Origin of the sequence: Streptococcus parasanguinis ATCC 15912 (assembly GCF_000164675.2) — a bacterium.
Lineage (GTDB): Bacteria > Bacillota > Bacilli > Lactobacillales > Streptococcaceae > Streptococcus > Streptococcus parasanguinis.
On the sequence record NC_015678.1, the window covers coordinates 1,171,209 to 1,196,828 of the forward strand.

Below are 25,620 nucleotides of genomic sequence, written 5' to 3' on the forward strand. Positions count from 1 at the left end.
GGAGCAGAGAGATGTTAGGTGAGTTTAAGTCATTGTACGATTTGATGAATGCTTTCCCAAGTGATTATCATTGTGAACAACATTTAGAAAAAATTCGTTGGAATGGCTATGTAGTCAGTCCTTTTGATGAAACATCTAAGGTTTATAAATGCAAGAATGGTAAATATAGGTGCAAGAATACTGGTAAATATTTTAGCGTTAAAACTGGTACGATGTTTGATAATACTAAAGTCTCTCTTCAAAAATGGTTTATCGCTATTTGGATGGTGACTTCTCATAAAAAAGGTATTTCCTCACTTCAACTTTCAAAAGACATTCACGTTACTCAGAAAACTGCTTGGTTTATGTTAGAGCGTATTCGTAGATGCTTTGGCTCAGAAAATAACAATGAGTTGGACGGAACTGTCGAAGTAGATGAAACCTATATTGGTGGTAAAAATAAGAATCGTCATAATTCTAAAAAGGTCAAAAATACACAAGGTCGTTCTCTAAAAGATAAAACTCCAGTTGTCGGTATGGTTGCACGAGAAGGAAAATTAAATGCTTATAAAGTAAGGGATACAGGTATAAAAACTCTGACAGAACAAGTCGTTAAATTTGTTAAAGATACCGCTCAACTTTACACTGATGAATGGTTAGGTTATAATAAAGTTGCGAAGATGTATGACCACGCTTTTGTAAACCATGGTGCTCATGAGTATGTCATTGATGATATTTATACAAACACGATTGAAGGTTTCTGGGCAGGACTTAAACGAGGGGTATTAGGAATTTACCATTCATGGTCTAAGAAACATTTGCAGGACTACGTGGATGAATTTGTATTCCGCTATAATACTCGTAGTATGGCGGATAATGACCGCTTCAATCTTCTACTAGCATCTTCAGGAGTTCGTACAAAATACAAGGAGCTAATCCATGGATAAACTACATGCAGAAATGGAGCGAACAGTTTCCAAAACGATTGACAATAAGTTAGTAGATTACCAAATTTCTCTATCTGATAATTTTTACAAGAAATATCTCAGTTATTATAATTGCCCTTATACTCAGGCAGTTGTTAAATCGCATCGGAAATTTTTCCAAGATTTATCGTATTATGCAATTTACCAAAAGCTCGACGATATTACAAAAATCAGCATACAGAATCGACTTTCCGAACTAGATACTCTAGTAGATATTTCAGATAGCAAAGAGGAGTTCAACACTTTCTTTTATAAAAAGTTTCGGTTTGAATTGCCTGATATTCCTTTTGAAGAGAAAAAGTTAGAACTTTCTGATTTTGATTTAAAACTACAACAGGCTTTGAATTATAATCCTAAAGAAGATAAACAGTTAAGAAAGAGAAAAAGTTAGACTTTTAAATATAAACGACAATAACATGAACTAGATTTCATAGGAGGAAGACGATGGATTGGTATGATTATATGATAAATGCATCCAAGCAATCACGTTTCAATTCAAGTCATTGGTTTCGTTATTTGCGAAAAGTCATTTTTGAAGACCATTCTTATTTAACAAATGAGGATGTTGAGAAATTACTAGTCTCCAAAGAATTAACTGATTTTCAAAAGGTTAGCTTAAAGTATGCCATTCAAGAGCACACACCAACTCATGAATATGTGATTTCGTTAAATAAGCCAGCTAAATTAGCCAATGTTCAAAAAATGATGGAGAAATATAAACATGGATAAAATGAAACCTGTCTTTGAAGCCTTGAATAAGGAATTGGTTCAGGCAAATCTTACTTTGACCATTATCTGTGTTGGTGGCTATGTCTTGGAATATCATGGTTTGCGTGCAACGCAAGATGTGGATGCTTTTTACGAAGAAAGCCAAAAAATCAATGAAATTATCGCTCGTGTCGGACAAGAGTTTAATCTTAACACTCACGAAGAGCTATGGCTCAACAATAATGTGGCAAATATGAACAAACAGCCGCCGTTAAGTTTATGTGAAACCTTGTACTCGTTTGAGAATCTAACGGTTTTAGCAACCCCGATTGAGTATGTGTTGGGAATGAAGATGGTGAGTACTAGAAAACAGGATTTAAAAGATATTGGTGCGATTATTAAATACAAGCATTTTCGTTCGCCATTCAACACCTTTGATGGTTTGAAAAAAATGGGCTTTGATAGTATTGACTTCTCAGTTCTCCTAGAAGGTTTTAGCTATGCTTATGGCATGGATTGGTTAGAGAACTTTTTCAAAGAAAATCAAGATAAACTTAGAAAATATTATTGACATCACATTAAAAGACGATTTCCATTTCGGAAGTCGCCTTTTTTGTATATTTCGGAAGCACTCCATATTGTGGTTAGTGTAAACAGGTATATAGTTCCCTTTGAAAAATAGAGGACTAAGTCATCATTGTTTTCACAAGAACTGTAAGGGGCCAAGGGGTGATCCCTAAACCAAACCCCAGATCCATCTGGGATATAGCCCCGTTTGACATACAGTCTTTGAGCTGGGCCATAACCCGAGTGTAAACCAACCCCTAAAGTAACAATCTCTGATAGTAGCCAGACTCTTTTTTCTGCCTCCTCTAAGAGTTGATTCCCAATCCCTCGATTTCTAAATGGTTCAAAAACATTAAAATCAGATAGTTCAGGATAGACTCCCACGAAAGGGCCGTGCTTGGCAGCAGGCAATATAGTGATATAGCCTGCCACAAATCCATCCGACTCAGCTACTAATACGTCCCTCTCTCTATTCTCCTGCTCCTGAAAATAGCTAGTCAAGATATCCTCTCTACCCGGCCACCCTTGGTGGATAAAAGCTTGAGAGATGTGCTCAATATCTGCCTTTATCATCCTCCTGATGATTACACCTTCCTTCATAGTTCCCTCCTTGATACCTTTCTCCCCTCATTATAGCATAATCAGAGCTTGGGAAAGGTCAAAGAGCTTCACACGGACCTAACACACTATCACATTTCTATGCTCGCAAAAAAAGATCCAAAGGATCTGAAAAAGAGGTCCACTGGACCTCAACTCGCTCTTACATTTCCACGCTCGTGAAAAAAAGACCCGTTAGGGTCTTAATTCGCTCTCTTGTTTTCTAGCTCATGAAAAAAAGACCCGTTAGGGTCTTTTTTTTAATCTTCGTTTACGAAAGGCATCAAAGCCATTACGCGAGCGCGTTTGATAGCTGTTGTTACTTTACGTTGGTTCTTCGCTGAAGTTCCAGTTACACGACGAGGAAGGATTTTCCCACGTTCTGAAACGAAACGGCTAAGAAGCTCAGTATCTTTGTAATCGACATATTCGATTTTGTTTGCTGCGATGTAATCAACTTTTTTACGGCGTTTGAATCCGCCACGACGTTGTTGAGCCATGTTTAATTCTCCTTTATAGTTTTAATTCGTTAAACCCATTCTTAGAATGGAAGATCGTCGTCTGAGATATCCATTGGATTGGCTCCAAATGGATTTTCTTCACGACCAAAGTTTGGCGCTGCATTGCTTGGTTCAGATCCACCAAAGCTTGGGGTTGCATTTCCAGCAAAACCACCGTTGCCTGATGAATAGCCACCACCTGCATGCCCTTCGCGTGCTGCACGGCTTTCCAATAGTTGGAAGCTGTCTGCTACGACTTCAGTGACATAAACACGTTGACCTTGCTGGTTTTCGTAATTACGTGTTTGAATGCGACCGGTAATCCCAATCAAAGCACCTTTCTTAGCCCAGTTGGCTAAGTTTTCTGCTTGCTGACGCCAGATCACACAGTTGATGAAATCGGCTTCGCGCTCTCCATTTTGACTCTTGAAGTTGCGGTTGACAGCTAGGCTGAAAGTAGCAACTGCTTGATTGCTTGGAGTGTAGCGAAGTTCAGCATCACGGGTCATACGACCGACAAGTACAACATTGTTAATCATAAGTCACCTCTGATGATTTCTTACGCGTCAACTTTTACGATCATGTGACGAAGAATGTCACCGTTGATTTTTGAAAGACGGTCGAACTCGTTAAGAGCTACAGCGTCGTTCGCTTCAACGTTTACGATGTGGTAAAGTCCTTCACGGAAATCTTGGATTTCGTATGCAAGACGACGTTTTTCCCAATCTTTTGATTCAACAACAGTTGCACCGTTGTCAGTCAAGATAGAATCGAAACGTGCTACCAAAGCGTTTTTAGCTTCTTCTTCAATGTTTGGACGAATAATATAAAGAATTTCGTATTTAGCCATTGATAATGTTCCTCCTTTTGGACTAATGACCCCCTGTCTTTGCAAGGGGTAAGTGAGGTTTACTCACAAGAAACTATTATACCAGACTTTTCGAACAAAGGCAAGAATTATCTTTAGGATTTAAAAAATGATTTCGGACGTTCCCTTCTAAAGGAAAAAAATGCCCTAAAAAATGACATTTTATAGTAGAAACTACTCCCCTTCTTCCTCTCCTTTCCTTAAAGAAAACTGATATCAGTTAGCTTTAAGCTTGAGTCTTTATACTGGCTACAACAAATCTCAAGAAACGAGGAACGATTATGAATTATCTTATCATCCCCGCCTATCAACCGGATCTGAATCTTGTCAAACTGGTTCGCTTGGTCCACGCTAAAAGCGATCTCCACATCATCGTGGTCGACGATGGGAGTGACGCTGACAAGAAAATGATTTTTGACAAATTGGAGGGTCTTGCGACAGTTCTGACTCATGAGCACAACCAAGGAAAAGGGCAAGCTCACAAGACTGCTTATGACTACATCCTAGAAAGAGGCACCTGTGGAAGCATTGTTACAGCTGATGCAGACGGTCAGCACAAAATTTGGGATATTTTCAGGGTTGTTAACCAATCTCAAGAGCATCCTGGAACACTTATTCTAGGAGCCCGCGCCTTCTCTGGAAAAGTTCCTTTACGTTCTGCTTTCGGGAATAAATTGACCCGCTTCTTGTTTAAGCAACAAACAGGAGTGGCAGTCAGCGATACCCAAACGGGCTTACGGGCTTTCACTACGAATCTCTTGCCTTTCATGCTTGAGGTTGAAGGACAACGGTATGAGTACGAAATGAATGTGCTCCTCGCAGCAACCAAGTCCTTCCCCATCGTGGAAGTTCCCATCGAGACGGTCTACATCAATGACAACGAAGGCTCCCATTTCCGACCTATTCGAGATGGCCTCATGATCTACAAGGACATGTTTAAGTTTGCCCTCTCTTCCCTCAGTAGCTTTATCGTGGATTATCTGGTCTACGCCTTCTTTCTTTTCGTGATGATGGCCGTGCCCATTAGTCTACGTATTCTCCTAGCGAATGGGATCGCTCGTGTGACGAGTTCCATCTTTAACTACTCGACCAATAAGCACCTGGTCTTTAAGAACAAAGACAGCGTCACTAAAACCGGAAGTGGCTACTTTGGCCTAGCCCTTGGTCTCTTTATTCTCGATACGCTCTTGATTCGACTCTTCTATACTGCTTTCGGGCTCAATCTCCTGATCAGTAAGATTGTCGTCGGCTTCCTCCTCTTTCTGGTCTCATGGGTGATCCAGAAAAAAGTGATCTTCAAAGAAAGGACTGCTACCCACCATGAAATTCTTTAAAAAATCCTACACCTATGCTGCCTGCTTTGGCCTGCTTTTGACCAGCAGTTTTAGCTACTCGATGCTCAAGACATTTGTCTTATCCGATGCCATCCAAACCGTAAAAGCTACGACTACGGACACTAAGGCAGCCAAAAAAGCAGCTGCATCGGCTACAACGACTGATACTAGCTATTCAGATGACAATATCCAGGTGAGCCTAACAGAAAAAACGATTGAAAATACCCAGGTTTACATTGCAGATATCACAGTCAGCTCATCTGACTACCTCAAAACAGCCTTTGCACAAAACACTTACGGAACCAACGTGACTGCTAAGACCTCTGTCACAGCTGCCAACAACAGTGCCATTCTAGCAGTGAATGGTGACTATTACGGGGCTAACAGTACAGGATACGTCATCCGAAATGGAGTGGTCTACCGCGATACCGTTCGGGAAGATTCAAGCAATGGGGACCTAGCCATTTACAAGGATGGATCCTTCAAAATTATCTATGAAGATGAGATCTCAGCGGATCAATTGGTCAAAGACGGGGTCGTCAATCTCCTCGCTTTCGGTCCTTCCTTAGTTGAAAATGGAGAAATTACCGTCGATACCAACTCAGAGGTCGGGCAATCTATGGCGTCAAATCCACGGACAGCGATTGGGATCATCGATGAAAACCACTACATTATCGTCGTATCGGACGGCCGGACTTCAGAGAGTGAAGGGCTTTCTCTCTACCAATTAGCGGAAGTGATGAAGTCTTATGGCGTTAAAACAGCCTACAACCTGGATGGTGGTGGATCTTCTACACTTTACTTCAATGGCCAAGTTATTAACAAACCAACTACAAATGGTACTATCTCAGAAAGGGCGGTGAGTGACATTGTCTACATCGGTTACTAATCCTATTAAACAACGCTTGAAAAAGACCATCCTATGGTACATTCTTATCTCGGCTTTCTTCTTTGTCGGAAGTCGCATCTATGAACACTTTAGTTTTGGCGAAACCTCTGCCTTCATGCACTACCTCTTCTTGATTCCTTTGATCGGTGGTGCCCTACTAGTGCTTCTACAGTTGATAGTGAAAGGCTTCTCTCGCCTGAGTCTCAATCTTTGGAATTCAGGAGTGGCTACCCTCACAGCCGGAGCCCTCTACCGAGGGATTGTCAACCTCTCTGGTCGATCTACCACAATGGATCAGCCCTATTATTACCTTGGAGTTGCCTTTCTAGCACTGGCTCTGATCAGCCTCTTCTTTGTCCGCAGTGTCTGGGTGGAGAAGGCATCCGCTTAGTCAGAAAACAATCTTAAAAAGAAATCAGATTTCCAGAAAGGCTCCAGCTTTTATACGAGATAGCTATTTTGCCAAGGATACTATAGAGTTTTCATTCTTTTTAAGGATGATTTCCTATAAAATACTCAAAAACGAGCAGTTCTATGTATAGAACCGCTCGTTTTTGAGTAACATTTTTGCAACTTATTCCTGTCGCATTTACTTGACCCGTTTAAACTTTGCAAATTTGGATATAAGAGCTGCCTGTTCGTCCGTAAGATCAACATTATCCCCTTGAAAAGTTAATACATCTCCCTCAATTTTGTATCTCACTTTTTCGTCATTTTCTTTAGAGGATATCAACTTCTGCTTTTGATCTACTTTTAAATCTACTGATTTTTCTGTCTTGTTACCAAGTATACTAACAAAACCAGATATTTTTCCTTTCTCACCCTTTATTTCAAGGGTGAGTTTAATTTTAAGTTGATCAATGAATAGTTCTGCTCCTTCTATGGAATTTCCTTGTTCTTTAAGGATACTTTTTATATCTTCTGTACTAGGTTCAAATACATAAACCCCATTATCACTGCGTGTAAAACTGGAGCAAGCTACGAGAATTACAGCAACAAAAGCTAATAATGTGGCAAATACAATACGCTTCATATGTTTCATAGAGAATCTCCTTTTCTAATCAAGACAATTTTATCACAAAAATAAACCGTTTTCAACGCACTGCTTATCCTTCTTTAGAAAGGCTAAAGACTTTCTTGTTACTACCAGCATGTTCTTGTTGTTTTCCTTTTAGTTCCATCTGTGATGAGTTATCTGATATCATTTTTATCATTTCCAGCTATGAAATAGAAAACGAGCAGTTCCAACTATAGAATTGCTCGTTTTCCGACATGTCAACAATTTTATTTATGTTTACAAATCTTCACGTTTTTTGCTAGCTACAAAGCCTGCTAAAGCTAGTGAGGTCATGCCAAAGAGGCTAAGGACTGTTGAAGTCAAGGCTTCTTGTCCTGTTTTTGGAAGGCCAGTTGCTGGTGTAGCAGCTACTTCTGCTTGACCACCCGTATGATAAGTGACAGCAACTGGTTTGTTTGTTGCCACTTCTTTTGTTTCGCTTGCAGCTGGTTGAGCTGGAGTTCCTGGACTTTCGGATACCGCTAGTTGGTCTGGGGTCACTGGGGTTTCTGATTGACGACTTGGCACTTCATCTATCACTAGTGTCGGATTTTCTGGTTGAATCCATGGTTCCACAATCGCTCCACTGTGCACCTCTGGGGTTGGCTTGATAACGTCTTTGACCAAAGAGAGAAGATGGTAGTTGATCCGATTGCTCACTTCATAAAGGAAATCATTTTCCGCAACATGATAGCCTGCCGGGAGATCGACATGAACACGATAGGAACCGTTCATCAGCACGGTCTCAAAGCGCAGCAGATCATAGATGCTTTGTGGAAGAAGTCGGCTGATACCGTCATTCCCTACCACTTTTACAACCGTTCCGGCTGGGACTGGCTGATCAAATCCAATGGTCAATTTGTTTTCATCTAAATAATGGAAGGCAAAGGTTACTTTTGGATGTGGATTCTCAGGTGAAACAGTCACCTTTTTCACCAGCTCTGTTCCCCAATCATAATGGTAATCAGATAGGGTGATCTTGGCTGTATAAGTACCAAAAGGCAAGTCTGGGAAGCTACCACCATTGTAGGAAGCATTGAACTCTCCTTCCACTACACGTCCTTGGTCGTCCACCACTTGGTAACGAACGACGGATGGATAATAAGAAATGACTTCGCCACTGCTATCTGTGAAGACGACTTCTAAGGTCCCCTTTTCAGCCTTCGGTTTTTCAGACTCTGTCTCACTTGGTTGTTCATCTGAACTGGCTTCATTCGTCGAAGTCGTTGCCTCTACTTTCTTTCCTTCGATGTCCATCTCAGTGGTATTGTAGACCTTATCCCAGATGGTATAGCGAACAGTAGAAGGGTCCACCCCTTCTGGAAGAAGATAGCTACCGTCCTCTTGGGGTTCCAAGGCCACTGTTTCCCCGTCCTTGACATAGGACAGATAAGTCCCTGCTAAGCCACTACCGGTTTCAAGTACCTTACCTGGGCGGAAAATCCGTGTTGCTGGATCGTACTGAGCACTTCCAGACTCGATGCTTGGAGCCGTATTGTCAATCTTAACCTTGAAGTTAAGCTCTTGTTGCTTGGCACCTGAAGCAGTTGGACGGTAGGTGATCACAAATTGGTATTCCCCATCTGGTAATTGCTTGCCGTCTTTGTCCAAGCCTTCCCAAGAGATTTCATAAAACTCTTCACTGCGATTCCCAATCCGGTAACTCCAGTCCGTCTTACGGTGGACTTCATTTCCAACCTCGTAAATTGGATTAGCACGAGTTGTGTCCTCCTTCTTGTAGACTGATAGGTGTACATTTTCAACATTGCGAAGCATGACGGCTTTTACCTTGACACTATCAAAGCTGGAATCGTTGTTCGGAGAGAAGTAGAGTTGATCCCCGTCAAAGCGATCCCCATCCTGACCAAGAGTTTTGGCTACGGATTCTCCATTTTCATAGACATAACTAATCAAAGAGGTAAAGTGATTGTCTGGATGACGCTCTGGAGTTTCTGGGACTTTTCCATCTGGGTAATCGGTCTTATCCTTGTAGTAGTAAAACGGCTTGTCGCTACCTGTATATTCGTAGATAGGCTTTTCAATGCCACGCAGATTTTGGTAATCCCCATGGAAACCAACATAAGGGAGGCTGACCAGATGTTTTTGACTGCTGGCATCTTTAACCAGTACAAAACCTTCTAAGAAATAACCATTTGGCATTTGCTTGCTGAGTTCTTCCTTGTACTTGCTTGCATCAACTGCTACGTGGATGGTCCGCTGACCATTGGCTGGGATAGTGACCGTTTCCTTACCGTCTAGCGTTTTTAATAGACGAGGATGGAGGGTGAATTTGCCATCTTGAACTTGATCTGTCTGAAGAGTAGTTTCATATCGGACAGACTTATCTTGATTGGAAAGATTGTGGATGGTCACATCAAATTCAAAGGTATCTGTGACATTGCCAAGTGTCAGGCTACTTTTAGCATCTTTTGCTGTCACATAGAGGTCTCCTAGAGCTGCTGCTGTGACATCCATGACCCCTGCTCCTTGCTGACGAACAGAGGAATAGGCATGTGTTTCCTCATCTACATGAGGGATCGCTGTACTCATAGTCATTTGTTTGACTAGAACCTGTAGTTGTTCTGGGCTAAGATGAGGGAAGCGCTCCTTCAAGGCTTGTTTCACCAGTGCAGTGGCTCCCGCAGCATGAGGAGAGGCCATGCTGGTTCCCCTATCCATATAGTACTCTCCATTATTAACAGATGAGTAGATCATTCCTCCTGGAAGGGTGACATCCGGTTTGAGATCCCCATCAGCTGATAGCCCCCAAGATGAGAAGTCAGATAGTTGATTGGCTGCATCGTAAGGCACACGTTTGAATTTATTGGCAATATGGAGCTGGTAATCATTGGCATGTTGAGCCAAAACAAGTCCAGCAGCGTGGCCAATAACCCCAACTGGGAATCGTTCTCCGAGCCCTTCTAAATCAAAGCCTACAGGATTATTTCCCTGTTCCTCTGTTTGGTAAAAGATCACACCTGTAGCACCAGCTCTTTTGAGCTCTTTGACCTTGTCCACATCCGAAACTTCGCCACCTCGCTCAGTAAGAACTAAGTGCCCATTGATACTATCTGCTTGGTAGTGGTCGATCCCTCCCTTGTCCACATGGAGATAGCTTTGAGGGATGGTTGTCCGAAAAGCGTCGCGTTCTACAAAGGAATGCATCGGAATCTTGCCATCTGGGAAGTCCACGGAACCTTTTAACGCATCTACGGTCAGGCTTGCTTCTGTCGACTCATGCTTGGTGAGACTATTAATAGACGCGACTGAGATGACATTTGGATTGACGGATGGCGTCCCTGTCATTCCATAATCTGGTGTGGTAGCCAGTGGTTTGCTGTGCCAGAAGCCATTAGTCGCCATATTGGTAGAGGCAACTGTAATGGTTACTCCCGCCTTTCTTGCTGTATCAAAGGCCTGGCGGGTGATCTCTCCAACATCATAAACAGAACCTGATGCTGTTCCCAAACTCATATTGATGGAATCCGCCCCTAATTTGACCGCATCTTCTACCGCCTTAGTGTAGATGAAATTTTGAACTTGACCGCCCTTGGTATCTGAGAAAACACGTAGAAACATCAGTTGGGCTTCTGGAGCAACACCACGGATAATTTCACCATTTGGAGAGGGTTGAGAAGCATTTCCCACAGCAGTTCCTGCTACGTGAGCTCCGTGTGAAATTGGATCGTCTTCTTTGACATTGTCATCCATATCACTGTAGTTGTGAACGTAGACGATTTTATTGTTGTACCATTTACCGTAAGTGATCCCCGCTTTTTTCTTAGCCTCTTCAATTTCCGCCTCACTCTTGTACTTGGCCTTACTGATATCTGTTAGACGGAAAACATCATGGGCAGGGTCCACACCGGAATCAATGATCGCAACTACCTGCCCTTGACCCTTGATTCCCTTATCCCAGAGTGGTTGTAAATTGATCAGACTATTTTCTTCACTGACCTTGGTCGTAGTTGAAGTCGGTGATGCAGGTGCGGGCTGTGTTTCCGCCACTCTGGTCCGACCAAGTGGAGCATAATCTACAGCATCCACACGCGCTAGTCCTCGAATCTTTTTAGCATCTCCATAAGTCGTCTCTAGAGCCAAGCCGTTAAAAAGCAGATTAAAGTCATACAATTTTTTGAATTGAATGGATTGCTTTTCGAGCTCTTTCAAAAACTGTTCATGATCCTGATTGGTTTTTTCAATGCGAGTTTCTTTTGAAGTCGGAGATACCTCTCCAATCCCATCAGAAACCTTTTCTTTCAAGCGAACCAGGATCTCAACTGGGCTTGTTTCTTCTAAATTTTCCTTTACTGGTTCAATAGGGGTCGTAATTGGAGCAGCAACCCCATTTTCGTTTGGTGCTTCCGCAACTGAAGGTGAAGCCTTCTCTGCCTTTACTTGATTTGTAGTCGAACTGCTTGTATCGATTGAAGATGAAGGTAGAGACTGATTTGTCTTTTCCTTACTCTCAATCTCAGCTGTAGCAAGGTTCTTAGAAGCAACATCTTCTATAACTGAAGTGGGCATACTGTCCTTAGTAGCCGAAAGCGGTTCTGCTGTTTTCTCATCTGTTGTCGCGGTTTCTGGCACCACTACAGAAGGCTCTAAGATGGACGGTGTTGGTACGATCGCATCAGCTGAAACCGCTGATCCCATTAGAAAGGTACCAATCAAAACAGAAGCGACTCCAATCGCATATTTACGAATGGAAAAACGCTGTTGTCGATGAAATTCCATAAAAACTCCTTTATACACAACAGGTTAAGGAAGTTGTCATACTCCCTTAACCTCAATGCTATTCTCTTATTCTTGATCCGGACGATTCTTCTTCAATCGGATAGCACCAAAAGTGAGAAGAAGAACCATCAAACCGATCATTCCTGTTTGTTCATTTTCTTGTCCTGTATTTGGAAGAGAAGGTGATGATTGACTTGTAACCTCCTTAGTCGACGGATCCATTTCTGATACTCTTTCAAGATCTTTCTGGAACATTGGACGGATATCTGTCTGTTTCGCGACTATTGGATGTGTCTCGTTTTCATCTGGCCGTTTTCCTTTTTCACCTTCTTGCGTCGTCGTTGACGGTTGAGGAGATGGAATAGGAGAAGATGGAACAATCGGATCCTCTACCTGATTATCTGAAACTTCGACAAAACTAGTTAAGTAGCGATTAATGCGCTCACCTACTGTATAGAAGAAATCATTCTCTACTGCGCGATAACCTTTTTGCAAATCAATATGGATCTGATAATCTCCATTAACTAGAATCTTTTCAAAGGTCTTTGGTTCGTAAAGGGTTTGATCCAACTCCACTTTTTGCCCCGTCCTTTTATCGATGGCAAAGACACGGGTTCCGTTTGGAAGCTCTTTATCAAAGACAAGATCAAAGCGATTTTTATCAATATAATGATAGACAAATTTGACCACACCTTCTGGATGCTCTTTGCTCAATTCCACCGTTACCGTTGTTGGAGATACCCAAGAGTAGTTTTGGTCTTGACCGACGACTTTTACAGTGTAGGTTCCAAATGGAAGAGTTGGTAATGGATCTTCATAATAAATATTAAATTCCTTATCAACCCGATTTCCTCGACTATCAAATACTTGGTAACGCATCATTTCTGGATATTGATTGGTCGCTTCTCCTTTTTCATTGACAATTTGTACCTCTAAGCGTCCCACTGTGGCTTCACTAGTTTCATGTGTCGGACTTGCTTCCTCTGTTCCAGTATTTTCTGTCGTCACCTCGTCTGAAACGGTCTTTCCATCCAGAGTCATGGTATTGGTATTATTGACCCGGTCCCAAATATAGAAGCGTACTGTTTCTAGATCCACTCCGTCAGGGATAAGATAGGTTCCATCTTCGTTTGGAGTGATTTCTACTTCCTGACCATCTTTTTGGTAAGAGAGGTATTTACCAGCTAGCCCACTACCCGTTTCAACAATCTCACCTGGCTTAAAGAGGCGAGTTATCGGATCAAAAAGATCTGTCGTTTTTGCCAGTTGAGGTACTTGCTTATCGACCTTGACCTTTAAGACAATCTCTTGAGGTTTGGCACCAGGTGTGCTTGGACGATAAGTGACCACATATTGATAATCTCCATCTGGCACAAGCTGATTATTTTTATCTTTTCCACTCCAACGTGTCGCATACAGAATCTTACTACGATCGTTGATCCGCCAGCCATAATCTGATTTCTTCTGGCTCTCATTGCCTTTTTCAAAAATTGGATGTTCTCTCTTGACGTCATCCGCACGATAAACCGTCAAATGAATATTGTCCACATTTCTTAAGACCACTGCATTGAGTTTGACACTATCATAGGATCCATCCCCATTTGGCGAGAATACGAGACTATTTCCATCATAGTGCCCGTCTTTTTCTCCCAAGACAACCTGTACTTTTTTGCCCCCTCTCCAAATAGAGCTGACTAAGGCAGTAAAGTGATCCCCTGGGTCTTTTTCAGGGTGCTCCGCTTTTTCATTTGCGTAATAATAGAATGGTTTTTCATCCCCAGTGAAGGCATAGATGGGTTTTTCAATTCCTGGTAAATCTTGATAGTTTCCTTTAAAACCAATATATGGAAGACTCACTAGGTCTTTCTTAGTTTTGGCATCTTTAAAGAAGACAAAACCTTCTAAAAAGTAACCGTTTTTCATTTGATTCGTGAGCTCACTTGTATAGTTACTGGTATTCACAGAAATCGGAACCGTCACACTTCCCATAGCAGGAACATGAATAGTTTTTTCTCCTTCTTGATCCAGTAGTTGGCGCATCTTCAAGGTAATACGTCCATTTTCTACTTGATCGGTATTGACGACCGTATGATAAGTGAATTCTTTTGCTTCTGAACTAAGATTATGTACAGTGACATCAAACGTGAAGGAATCTTTAACATTTCCAAGGGTCAGACTACTATTTGCTCCTTTTCCACCTGTTACAAAGACATCGCCAAAAGCTGCTGCTGCAGCATCCATAAGACCAGATCCTTGTTGACGAACCGAGGAGTAACTGTTGCTTTCCTGATCAAAATGAGGTTTGGCTGTACTCATGACTAATTGTCGCAAAAGCGTATGGATTTGCTCTGGGCTATAATTTGGGAATCGTTGTTCTAAAGCTTGCTTAATCAAGGCTGTCGCCCCTGCCGCATGTGGTGTCGCCATACTCGTACCTGCATCCAAGTCGTACGAACCATCTGGGATAGCAGAGTAAACATTTCCACCCGGCAAAGTAACATCAGGCTTCAACATTCCTTCAGCGGTTAATCCCCAGCCTGTAAAGTAGAGCATCTTATTCGCTTCACTATAGGGTACTTTCTTAACTTCTTGATGGAAAGTGATCGTATATTCCCCAGCATGTGTAGCTAGCTCTTTCCCGATAGAATGACCAAGTACACTGACAGGATAGAAGGATCCCCAATACCCCATGGAAAGATTTTGAAGGGTATCTCCTTGTTCTTCATTTTGATAAACCAGGACCCCTTTTGCTCCAGCTTGTCTGAGGGCATTGACCTTATCTTCATCTGATACATCGCCACCACTTTCAACCAGTGCAATTTGGTCTTTTACAGCAGCATTTCGATAAGTATCTTCTCCCCCCTTCGGTACATAAACATAAGACTGTGGTCCTTCTACTGGAAAGATCAAGCGATAGACAGGAAGGTCAATCAGACCATTCTGGAATTCTTCCTTATTTTTTAGAGCTGGAACTTCTAAACTAATTTTTGTTTCATGTGTAATGCTATTATTGAAAGCACCAATCGCTAGAACTCCCTTTTCAACAGCTGGTTCATCCATTGTTCCAGTATCCGGTGCATCTGCTTTTGGCTTAGACTGCCAGTATCCACTCACGGCATAATTCCCTGCTGCAGCATTAATGATAACACCTGATTTTCTTGCAAACTCAAAAGCTTGACGCGTCAACGGATTGGTATCAGCTTCTGCCCCATTGACACCCCCAAAACTCATATTGATAGTATCTGCCCCCAACTTCACAGCATCTTCTACAGCCTTTGCTACAATAAAACCTTGTTCGGTCATCCCTTTCTTATCTGAGAAGACCCGCATAAAGATGAGTTGTGCCTCTGGAGCTACCCCCTTAAGTAGTTCTCCTGTTGGCACTGGTTTTGTTGCATTTCCTACTGCAGAGCCCGCCACGTGGGTCCCGTGCGAACGCGGATCATCCTCCTTGATCTCATCATTCATATCCGAATAGTTATAAGCATAAATCACCTTATCGTTGTACCACTTACCATAAGTAATTCCGGCCTTCTTCATGGCCGCTTCCATCTGCTCTTTATTCTTGTATTTGGCTCTACTCTTATCCGTTAAACTAAAGAAATTATGATCATAGTCTAGGCCAGTATCTAGGACAGCAACCACGCTCCCTTGCCCCTTGATTCCCTTATCCCACAATGGTTGAAGATTAATCAATTCATTTTCATCACTTACCTTGGTTGGGACCAGGGTCGTCTGCTTCTTCGGAAGATTCTGGTTTTCTATAGTTGTAGAAAGAGGGGTAATCTCAACGTTTTCAACTCGAGCTATCTTGCGAATCTCCATGGCATCCTTGTAATTCGTCTCCAAGACAAATCCATTAAAGACCAAATCAAAATCAGCTAATTTTTTATATTGAATTCCCTTTTCATCTAGCTCTTTTAAAACTGCCGTTTTGATTGGGAGATTATTCCGAATTTGGTCTGCAATACTTGGAGAAGTTGCTACATCCTGTTTTTTCGTCTCCAAACGTACCAAGGCCTGAACACGTGCTTGATCTGTTACAGTTTCCGAAACACCTTCTTTATTGGCTACTGAAGAGTGTTCTGCTACTTTTTTCTCCAGTTCCTCTTTCTTTTCGACTCCCTTCTTTTCAGATTTAGGATTAGAAGCGGAATCTACATTCCCATTTGAATCTGCTGTTTCAGGAGATTTCTCAGGTGTTGGTTGCTCTTGCAAAAAAGTTTCCTTACTTGATTCGTCAGTTGGAAGAGCTTCCTCCGAATTTTTTTCCAAACCAGATAACGGTTGAACCTCTTCTTTCCCTTCTTGCGCTACAATTGCAGGTGGTTCTACCGTTCCCTCCTGTTCCTGCGCTAAAACAGCCGGACCAAAAAAAAGGCACCCGACTACCACTGATACTAAACCAACGGCATATTTACGGAAAGAAAATCGTTGTTGTCTGTCATTTCTCATAACCAGACCTCCTTGTTTGTTGTAAGCGTTTACTACGCCTTCATTTTAGTCCTTCTTTTATGTAAAGTCAATGCGGTCTGTCAAAATCTAAAATAAGTATAATATTTAGTTTATTTCTGACAATTTTTCTTTATCAATAATGAAAGAAAGCGATTGGTTTTGAAGATGAAACCTTTTGGTAAAGACACCCCTCTCAATTAAAAACAAAAAGGAAGCCCTCTTAGAGAGGATGCTTCCTAGTTTTGATTAATTTTCTTCACGCTTTTTGCTAGCTACAAATCCTGCTAAAGCTAGTGAGGTCATGCCAAAGAGGCTCAGGACTGTTGAAGCCAAATCTTCTTGACCTGTTTTTGGAAGACCAGTTGCTGGTGTAGCAGCTACTTCTGCTTGACCACCCGTATGATAAGTGACAGCGACTGGTTTGATACTTGCAACTTCTTTCGTTTCAGGTGTAGTTGATTTAGCTGGGATAACTGGGCTTTCAGGTTGAGGAGTTGGGGTAGCCGGAGTTACTGGAGCTACAGGATGGACTGGATTTTCAGGACTGACTGGATCGACTGGCGCTGGCTGTGGTTCTGGAGTTGGTTGAGGTTCTGGAGTAGGTGTATCTTCTTCCACTTTTTCCACAAAGGTCTTATTGCCCAAGATTGAAGCAGACAACTTCTTCCCTGCCTTATCCAAATCTTGGATGTACTGGATAAAGACTTCTGTATCCGGATTGATAGCCCCGATCAATTTGGTATCGCGGAAGACTGAGAAACCATCTCCACCCCCATACAAGAAATCATTGATAATCGCTTTATAAGTCTTGTTGCGATCGATTTCGGTACCGTCTGCCTTGTAAGCTTTCACGACCTTATAAGGATTTTCTTCTGTGGCATCCGCTGGTTTTGTGTAGGTATACTTGATGCCAGCCATTTGCAAGAAGTAGAGTTCTTTCTCATCATACTGTTGGTCTAATGCCTTGTAGATTTGGTCTCCAGTAATTTCAACTACTTGAAGGATATTTCCAAATGGTTGCACCGCTTGAGCTGCACCCCAAGTTACTGTTCCGTCTGGTTTCACCACGAGGTCTGCACGGATTCCTCCATTGTTGGTGAAGGCAAAGTCAACATCTGGATAACCTGATTTTTTGGCAATATCTAGTTGTGCAACTGTGACCAAATCTCCAACAGCACTTTCTTTTTGCGCATTCAATTCACGGGTAATATTTTCAGCCTTGTCTGCTGTACCGATTTTTGCTTCTGTTACCTTTTTAACCGTCGCATTGGCATCATCGATGATCGCTTGAACCTTGGCATCTTTTGCTTTGCCTTTAGATGGATCTACCGCAATAATTTTAGCAGTTGGAGCTTTGACAAAGTCAGCTGTATCTGTATCTAGGACCCCACGGACATCCGAGTAGGCTTTCCCTTGAGACGTACCTTGAACGATCAAGGTATTTCCGACCATCCCGTTTGTATATTGGTGATTATGACCTGCAAAGACGATATCCACTGAGTTTTCAGGATAGATTTGATTTAATTTTTTGATCATGTCTGCAGCCGGACCTTCTGCGACACCGTTTTTACTTGTTGCAGCGACGTGAGCTAAAACGACGATCGCATGAACCCCTTGGTCATTCAATTCGCGGGCATATTTAGCAATTGATTCCGCTTCATCTAAAACACGGTATTGTTCATGATTTTTACGCAAGACGAGATTTGGGAATTCTGTCGTAACGACCCCAATAAATCCAACCTTAACCGTCTTGTCATTCACTGGGATTTCTTTAATTGCATATGGTTTCCAATCAAATGGAATTTTATTGGTATCTTTGTCCACCAAGTTGGCAATGACAACTTCCTGTTTGGAAGCTTCATGATGATAATCATCCACAATTTTGTTGAATTGACCAGGCGTTGGGGCTTCCCCCTTCATGATCCGGTTGTATTCAGCGAGCCCTTCATCAAACTCATGGTTTCCAAGGGTTCCGTATTCAAAGTTCATTTCATTGAAGACTTTTACAGTCGGTTCATCTTGAAGCAAGGCAGAGTTAGCTGGACTAGCTCCGACCATATCTCCAGCTTGTACACGGATGCTGGCATTTGGCGTTCCTGCATTCTCCGTTTCAAAGTCTTTTTGTGAATCATTTAGATAGGTTGCCAAAAGTGGGGCTGTTCCTGCATTCTTCACAGTTTCACCTTCTAAACGAGCTGTCCCAGTTTGTTCCAAGGCGCCGTGGAAGTCATTGACTCCCATGAACTGCACTGGCAATTCATCCGCAAAAACGCTATTAATCGTAAAAACACTGAGACCCGCAACAACCGCTAGGATACTGCTTTTCAAGATAACTTTTTTCTTCATAGAATACTCCATTTTCTAATTTACGCTACTCCTCTAATCAAAAGGAGAAAGTAGAAGAATTGATTTGCTACAATCAGCTCTTCCATTTTACTATTTTTTCGACTTTACTTCAATGTTTCTCTGAAAGCTCTTTCATTTTTTAGAAAAAATGTGTTTTCCAAACATCTTTTTTCATCCTTTTTCTTTCGTCACTTGATTTTCATCACAAAAGAGGCTGGGACAAAAGTCCTAGCCTCTCAATTATTTTTGGATTGTCGAGCAAGACGCAGTGGTTGAGTGGGCTCTACTACACTGATTTCATCAGCTTTTACAGCCCTACTCAACTGTGCGGAGGTGGGACGACGAAATCGAATTCTAACGAATTACCGATTTCTGTCCCACTCTCTTTTCTTATTTATTCACGTTTTCCCATTTCCAGTTTTGAACTTCTGGAATGTCGTCTCCGTTTTCACGGATGTAGTCATGGTGGAAGGCGATTGTTTCATCCATCTTCGCTGCAAATGCGCTTGCTGCTTCTCCAAGAGCTGCATTAGCTGCATCTTGTGCCAAGTGGAAGCGATCCAACTCAGACATCACACGCATATCAAATGGTGTGGTGATATCCCCGTTTTCACGGTAACCATGTACACGAAGGTTATGGTTGTGACGGTTAAAGAAGATATCACGGATCATGCCTTCGTAACCATGGAAGGCAAAGATGACTGGTTTATCAGTTGTGAAGACTTTGTCGAACTCTTCATCTGAAAGTCCACGCGCATCCACGGATGGGTGACGCAATTTCAAGATATCCACAACGTTGACAAAGCGGATCTTCAATTCTGGGAAGGCTTTGTGCAAGATTGTGATAGCTGCAAGAGCTTCTAAGTTAGGCTCAGTACCTGCAGCTGCAATAACAAGATCTGGCTCTTCATCTGCTGAAACAGTTGATGCCCAATCGATCACCTTGTATCCTTCACGAACCAATTCTTCTGCTTCAGCTGCTGAGTAGAATTGAGGACGTGGGTGTTTAGAAGAAACGATCAAGTTGATCATATCTTCTGCCTTGAAAGCTTCATCCATCACCGCAAGCAAGCTATTGGTATCTGCTGGCAAGTACTCGCGGATATATTCAGGAGTTTTTTCTGCCAAGTGAGTCAAGATACCTGGATCTTGGTGAGTGTAACCATTGTGGTCTTGTTGGAAGACAGTTGAAGTTGCAATCAAGTTCAAGGCTGGGTAGTTTTTACGCCATGTTGTATGTGTCTTAGACTTACGCAACCATTTGAAGTGTTGAGTAATCATAGAATCCACGACACGAAGGAAGGATTCGTAAGAAGCGAAGAATCCATGACGACCTGTCAAGACATATCCTTCAAGCATACCTTCTGCTTGGTGCTCTGACAATTGAGAGTCAATGACACGACCAGCAGGGCTCAAGGCTTCATCGTAGTCTGGTTTCATACGTCCTAACCATTGACGGCTTGTACGAGTGAAGACTTCTTGAAGACGGTTTGATTTGGTTTCGTCTGGACCAAAGATACGGAAGTTATCTGGGTTCGCATCTACCAAGTCTGCCGCATACTTACCAAATTCGATCATGTCTTGAGCCATGATTTCACCTGGTGTGTTGAATTGAAGGGCATGTTTCTTCCAATCAGCTGTGTTCATTGGTTTGATCACACCAGCATTTGTGATTGGGTTCATAGCCATTCGACGGTCACCTTTTGGTGCAATTTCGGCAATTTCAGGAACTAGTTTACCAGTTTCGTCGAACAATTCAGCTGGACGGTAAGATTCCAACCATGAAAGAAGGGCATCGACATGCTCCATGTGGTGAGCATCTACTGGGATTGGAACTTGGTGCGCACGGAATCCACCCTCGATTGGTGTTCCTTCCCATGCTTTTGGACCAGTCCAACCCTTAGGAATACGAGCAATCAAGACAGGATATACTGGTTGAGTTGCTTCTTCAGCAGAACCTTTACGAGCTTCTGCTTGGACTTTCTTGATTTCTTCAATTGCTTCATCCAATTTTTCAGCGAACAAAGCGTGGGCAGCTTCGTGGTCTTCTGAAATCGCAGTGACATTCGCAAAGATTGGTTTCCAACCAAGACCTTCAAAGAAGAGGGCCAATTCTTCGTCTGTTTTGCGCTCGAAGATCGTTGGGTTGTGGATCTTTCCACCATTGAGGTAGAAGATTGGAAGGATAGCCCCATCGTTGACTGGGTTCAAGAAGGTATTTGACAACCAACCAGCCATCAATGGACCTGTTTCTCCTTCACCGTCACCGATAACTGTGGCAGCAATCACATCTGGATTATCCAATACAGCACCTGCAGCGTGAGAAAGGGCATACCCAAGTTCTCCACCTTCGTGGATAGATCCTGGTGTTTCAGGCGCCGCGTGAGAAGCGATTCCTCCTGGGAATGAGAAGATCTTACATAAGTGTTTGAAACCTTCTTCATTTTGTGGGATGTTTGGATTTAATTCAGTATAAGAACCATCTAAGTATGAGTTAGACACCATTACTTGTCCACCATGACCTGGTCCTTCAATGTAGAACATATCCAAGTCGTATTTGTTGATGGTACGGTTTAAGTGAGCATAGATAAAGTTTTGCCCTGGTACAGTTCCCCAGTGTCCGATTGGGTGAGCTTTCAAGTCATTTTCAACGACTTCGCGCTTCAACAATGGGTTATCTTTCAAGTACATTTGAGCAGCTGAAATGTAGTTGGCTGCACGCCACCAAGCGTCTACTTTATCCAAGTAAGCTTTGCTGTTATAATCGACAGTCATCTTGTCTCCTCACAATTTCTAGACAGGTCTGTTGAACAACCTGTTCGTTTGATTAATAGTTTAAACAATCTGTTTTCGAGTCAAACAGATGATATTGAAGAAAATATTCAATATTACTTCTATTCTATCAAGAATTTCCCTTTTTGTACATTAGAAAGTAAGAAAAATATTCTTTGAACGTCAAATTTTATTTTCCCACTAAAGCGGTACCATTCCCTAGAATGATACAATTTAAAAAAGACTTCGCTGATTTTTACAAACCAGCAAAGTCCCAAATGAAATGGAGTCGGTTAAATGACTTTTTGACCTTTCTTGTAGACATCTGTCACTAGATTTGTCGCAAAGAAATAGAAAAGATAATCTAGATTTGGTGCATCAAAGATGGTAATGTCAGCCTGTTTGCCAACATCGAAAGAGCCGATTGTTTTAGCACGATCAACTGAATAGGCTGCATTGATGGTCACCGCATTGAGAATCTCTACTGGAGTTAGGCGCATCATGAAGCAACCCAGATGCATGGCAAACTGGAGATTGGCTGTCGGACAAGACCCTGGGTTGCTGTCCGTTGTTAGGGTAATGGCCATCCCAGCGTCCAACATCTTACGAGCCGGTGCATAAGTATCTTCCATCAAGCTAAAGGTTGTGGCTGGTAATAGATTGCCAATCACTTTTGCTGCAGCTAGTTTTTGAATACCTTCATCCGTAATCACCATCAAGTGTTCTGCGCTGGTAGATTCCAATTCAGCCGCCACATCAACACCACCAATGGATTCGATCTCATCGGCATGAATCCGCAGTTTGAATCCCATCTCCTTAGCTTTAGAAAGAAGATAGCGAGATTCATCTGCTGTAAAGACACCTTTTTCACAGAAGATATCACAGAACTCAGCTAGCTTTTCTTCCTTCACTTTGGGAAGCATTTGTTCCACAATGAGATTTAAATACTCTTGGGAACGGCCCTTGTACTCTGTGGGAATCGCATGGGCTGCCATAAAGGTTGATACCAAGTCTATTTGATGATCCCGATCCAGTGCAGCGACAACATCCAACTGACGTTTTTCTGTTTCCCAATCCAAACCGTAACCACTTTTGGCTTCAACAGTAGTCACCCCATGACGCAACATGTAATCCAACAGTCGTTCGGATTTGTCATAGAGATTATCGAAGGAAGCTTCTCGTGTCGCCCGAACTGTGCTCAAAATCCCTCCGCCTTGGGCGAGGATGTCTAAGTAAGAAACACCTGCTAACTTTTTCGCAAATTCATGCTCCCGACTGCCTCCATAGACCAAGTGGGTATGGCAGTCAATCAGGCCAGGGGTCGCAACTTTTCCCTCACAGGATTTCACTTCCGTATGGTCGTCAATCAGTTCTGGATCTGGTTGACCTGTCCCAACCGCAAGAATCTTTCCATCTTTAATGGCGATATAAGCATCTGAAAGAATTTTTGCCTCTGCCATCTCCTTGCCATAAAGAGGATGACCCAGATCATTCGGACAAAACAACTGGTTAAAGTGGGTTAATAGGATATCAGCAGACATATGAAACATTCCTTTCTATTTCCATTGTTATTCATTTTACAATTCTACAGGAAAAGCGTCAAAAAAAAGTCAAAAAGTTTTTCCCTCATTTTTTTTTGCTTTATTAAAAATTATATTTTTTTTTGACTCTTTATTGACGTTTCTTCGATACAATAAAGAAAATATAAATTCACAGTCCAACTATAAGGAGGGTTCTGCTATGTCATTTATAGACGAGAAAGAAATTGCAGCTGCTATGTCTGTCAAACTTGACTTTGATGTCCTACCTGAAAAGGCGACTTTTCAAGAAGGCATCCGTCGTGCACCTGATAGAGGCTTCCGATTAACGCAAGCTCAGACTGAAATTGCCCTTAAAAATGCTTTGCGTTACATTCCTAAAAAATTCCACCAAGAGTTGATCCCAGAATTTCTGGAAGAACTAAAAACTCGTGGTCGGATCTATGGCTATCGCTTCCGTCCAAAAGATCGGATCTATGGAAAACCAATCGATGAGTACAAAGGAAAATGCACAGCTGCTAAGGCTATGCAGGTCATGATTGACAACAACTTGAGCTTTGAAATTGCTCTTTATCCATATGAATTGGTCACTTATGGGGAAACAGGATCTGTCTGTGCCAACTGGATGCAATACAACTTGATCAAGAAATACTTGGAAGTCATGACAGAAGACCAAACCTTGGTGGTTGAATCGGGTCACCCTCTGGGTCTCTTCAAATCGAAACCAGAAGCTCCTCGTGTCGTCATTACCAACGGTCTCTTGATCGGTGAGTATGACAACATGCGCGACTGGGAAATTGCTGAAGAAATGGGAGTGACGAACTACGGTCAGATGACGGCTGGTGGCTGGATGTACATTGGTCCTCAAGGGATCGTTCACGGTACTTTCAACACCCTTCTCAATGCCGGTCGTCTCAAACTTGGTGTGCCTGATGACGGCGACTTGACCGGTAAACTCTTCATCTCGTCTGGTCTCGGTGGTATGAGTGGAGCTCAAGGGAAAGCAGCTGAAATTGCAAAAGCGGTTGCCATCGTTGCAGAAGTAGACCGCTCTCGGATCGAAACCCGTCACTCTCAAGGTTGGATTAGCCAAGTAACCGACAGTGCCGAAGAAGCTGTGAAATTGGCTCAAGCAGCACTGGAAGCTGGTGAATCAACTTCGATTGCCTACCATGGTAATATCGTAGACTTACTCGAATATGTCAACGAACACCAAGTTCATGTTCACCTCTTGTCTGACCAAACCTCTTGCCACAACGTCTATGATGGTGGCTATTGCCCAGTTGGCATTAGTTTTGAAGAACGGACACGTTTGCTGGCCGAAGACAAAGAAACCTTCCATCGCTTGGTCGATGAAACCTTGGCTCGTCACTTTGCAGTGATTAAAGCTTTGACGGCTAAAGGTACCTACTTCTTCGACTACGGTAATGCCTTCATGAAATCTGTTTACGACTCAGGCATCAAGGAAATTTCTAAGAATGGCTTGGATGACAAGGACGGCTTCATTTGGCCATCTTATGTAGAAGATATCATGGGACCTATGCTCTTTGACTATGGATACGGTCCATTCCGTTGGGTCTGCCTCAGCGGTAAACACGAAGACTTGATTGCAACTGACCATGCAGCGATGGAAGCGATCGATCCAACTCGTCGCTACCAAGACCGCGACAACTACAACTGGATTCGCGATGCGGAAAAGAACCAATTAGTCGTTGGTACACAAGCTCGTATCCTCTATCAAGATTGCATGGGCCGTGTCAACATTGCTTTGAAATTCAATGAACTCATTCGCCAAGGTAAGATCGGACCGGTCATGATCGGACGTGACCACCACGACGTATCTGGTACAGATGCTCCATTCCGTGAAACATCAAACATCAAAGATGGTTCGAACGTTACTTGTGATATGGCGGTTCAATGTTACGCTGGTAACGCTGCTCGCGGTATGAGTCTCGTTGCTCTCCACAACGGTGGTGGTACTGGTATTGGTAAGGCCATCAACGGTGGATTTGGGCTCGTCCTAGACGGTAGCCACCGGATCGACGAAATCATCAAATCTGCCATTGCCTGGGATACCATGGGCGGAGTTGCTCGTCGGAACTGGGCACGGAATAACCATGCCATTGAAACAGCGATCGAGTACAACCGTCTCCATGCAGGAACAGACCACATCACCATTCCTTATCTGGCAGATGAAGATTTGGTCAAAGAAGCCGTTCAAAAATTGTTTTAACATCAAAAAATAAAAACTGAGAAAGGGGAGGAAATACAAAGACCTCTCCTCCCC

Annotated in this window: 17 protein-coding genes and 1 pseudogene; 8 read left to right on the plus strand and 10 right to left on the minus strand. The window is 42.6% G+C overall.

What is annotated here, in order from left to right:
• Positions 1–11 precede the first annotated feature (11 nt).
• From HMPREF0833_RS05555 to HMPREF0833_RS05570, 4 genes are read left to right on the plus strand one after another with little or no spacing between them, the layout of a single operon-like run.
• Positions 12–926, plus strand: a complete 915-nt coding sequence (locus tag HMPREF0833_RS05555; protein ID WP_013904097.1) for an IS1595 family transposase — start codon at positions 12–14, stop codon at positions 924–926.
• Positions 919–1,356: a hypothetical protein gene (locus HMPREF0833_RS05560; protein WP_013904098.1), complete on the plus strand. Its 438-nt coding sequence runs from the start codon at positions 919–921 to the stop codon at positions 1,354–1,356. Before HMPREF0833_RS05555 ends, HMPREF0833_RS05560 begins: the two co-directional genes overlap by 8 nt.
• A 53-nt stretch (positions 1,357–1,409) precedes the next feature.
• Entirely contained in the window at positions 1,410–1,694 is a 285-nt protein-coding gene (locus tag HMPREF0833_RS05565) for a hypothetical protein (protein ID WP_013904099.1), read from the plus strand.
• A complete protein-coding gene (locus HMPREF0833_RS05570) occupies positions 1,687–2,244 on the plus strand; it encodes a DUF6036 family nucleotidyltransferase (RefSeq protein ID WP_013904100.1) in 558 nt (185 codons plus the stop codon). The genes HMPREF0833_RS05565 and HMPREF0833_RS05570 overlap by 8 nt, the downstream gene beginning before the upstream one ends.
• Before the next feature lie 98 nt (positions 2,245–2,342).
• On the opposite strand, the pseudogene HMPREF0833_RS05575 reads toward HMPREF0833_RS05570, so the two are convergent.
• From HMPREF0833_RS05575 to rpsF, 4 genes and pseudogenes are all read right to left on the minus strand, one after another.
• Positions 2,343–2,840 (minus strand): annotated as a pseudogene (locus tag HMPREF0833_RS05575) (GNAT family N-acetyltransferase); the annotation flags it as partial.
• Positions 2,841–3,097: 257 nt separating this feature from the next.
• Positions 3,098–3,337 carry a 30S ribosomal protein S18 gene (rpsR, locus tag HMPREF0833_RS05580; protein WP_000068664.1) on the minus strand — a complete coding sequence of 80 codons (240 nt, stop codon included), beginning with the start codon at positions 3,335–3,337 and terminating at the stop codon, positions 3,098–3,100.
• A 41-nt stretch (positions 3,338–3,378) separates the two neighbouring features.
• Complete coding sequence (locus tag HMPREF0833_RS05585) at positions 3,379–3,876, minus strand: single-stranded DNA-binding protein (RefSeq protein ID WP_003008622.1); 498 nt, start codon at positions 3,874–3,876, stop codon at positions 3,379–3,381.
• A 20-nt stretch (positions 3,877–3,896) separates the two neighbouring features.
• On the minus strand, positions 3,897–4,187 hold the full coding sequence (gene rpsF / locus HMPREF0833_RS05590) for a 30S ribosomal protein S6 (RefSeq protein WP_003005040.1): 291 nt from the start codon (positions 4,185–4,187) through the stop codon (positions 3,897–3,899).
• A gap of 299 nt (positions 4,188–4,486) precedes the next feature.
• Between rpsF and HMPREF0833_RS05595 the strand changes: the two genes are divergently transcribed.
• The 3 genes from HMPREF0833_RS05595 to HMPREF0833_RS05605 are packed head-to-tail and all read left to right on the plus strand — an operon-like array spanning position 4,487 to position 6,819.
• Positions 4,487–5,539 (plus strand): bifunctional glycosyltransferase family 2/GtrA family protein, encoded by a 1,053-nt coding sequence (locus HMPREF0833_RS05595; protein WP_013904102.1) that lies wholly within the window; start codon positions 4,487–4,489, stop codon positions 5,537–5,539.
• A complete protein-coding gene (locus HMPREF0833_RS05600) occupies positions 5,526–6,428 on the plus strand; it encodes a phosphodiester glycosidase family protein (protein WP_013904103.1) in 903 nt (300 codons plus the stop codon). Before HMPREF0833_RS05595 ends, HMPREF0833_RS05600 begins: the two co-directional genes overlap by 14 nt.
• Positions 6,409–6,819: a hypothetical protein gene (locus HMPREF0833_RS05605; protein WP_013904104.1), complete on the plus strand. Its 411-nt coding sequence runs from the start codon at positions 6,409–6,411 to the stop codon at positions 6,817–6,819. The genes HMPREF0833_RS05600 and HMPREF0833_RS05605 overlap by 20 nt, the downstream gene beginning before the upstream one ends.
• Positions 6,820–7,017: 198 nt before the next feature.
• Here HMPREF0833_RS05605 and HMPREF0833_RS05610 read toward each other — a convergent pair whose 3' ends face one another.
• From HMPREF0833_RS05610 to hutI, 6 genes are all read right to left on the minus strand, one after another.
• Positions 7,018–7,470, minus strand: coding sequence for a hypothetical protein (locus HMPREF0833_RS05610; protein WP_013904105.1), 453 nt, complete (start codon positions 7,468–7,470; stop codon positions 7,018–7,020).
• Positions 7,471–7,722: 252 nt separating this feature from the next.
• Complete coding sequence (locus HMPREF0833_RS05615; RefSeq protein ID WP_013904106.1) at positions 7,723–12,222, minus strand: SGO_0316/SGO_0317 family LPXTG-anchored serine peptidase; 4,500 nt, start codon at positions 12,220–12,222, stop codon at positions 7,723–7,725.
• A gap of 66 nt (positions 12,223–12,288) precedes the next feature.
• Complete coding sequence (locus tag HMPREF0833_RS05620) at positions 12,289–16,677, minus strand: SGO_0316/SGO_0317 family LPXTG-anchored serine peptidase (protein ID WP_013904107.1); 4,389 nt, start codon at positions 16,675–16,677, stop codon at positions 12,289–12,291.
• Between the two features lie 246 nt (positions 16,678–16,923).
• Positions 16,924–19,023, minus strand: coding sequence for a surface-anchored 5'-nucleotidase (locus HMPREF0833_RS05625; protein ID WP_041818360.1), 2,100 nt, complete (start codon positions 19,021–19,023; stop codon positions 16,924–16,926).
• Between the two features lie 390 nt (positions 19,024–19,413).
• A complete protein-coding gene (locus HMPREF0833_RS05630) occupies positions 19,414–21,798 on the minus strand; it encodes a phosphoketolase family protein (protein WP_013904109.1) in 2,385 nt (794 codons plus the stop codon).
• Between the two features lie 290 nt (positions 21,799–22,088).
• On the minus strand, positions 22,089–23,336 hold the full coding sequence (gene hutI, locus HMPREF0833_RS05635) for an imidazolonepropionase (protein WP_041818361.1): 1,248 nt from the start codon (positions 23,334–23,336) through the stop codon (positions 22,089–22,091).
• Positions 23,337–23,535: 199 nt separating this feature from the next.
• Here hutI and HMPREF0833_RS05640 point away from each other — a divergent pair, with 199 nt between their 5' ends.
• Positions 23,536–25,566 (plus strand): urocanate hydratase, encoded by a 2,031-nt coding sequence (locus tag HMPREF0833_RS05640; protein WP_003005205.1) that lies wholly within the window; start codon positions 23,536–23,538, stop codon positions 25,564–25,566.
• Positions 25,567–25,620: the final 54 nt, after the last annotated feature.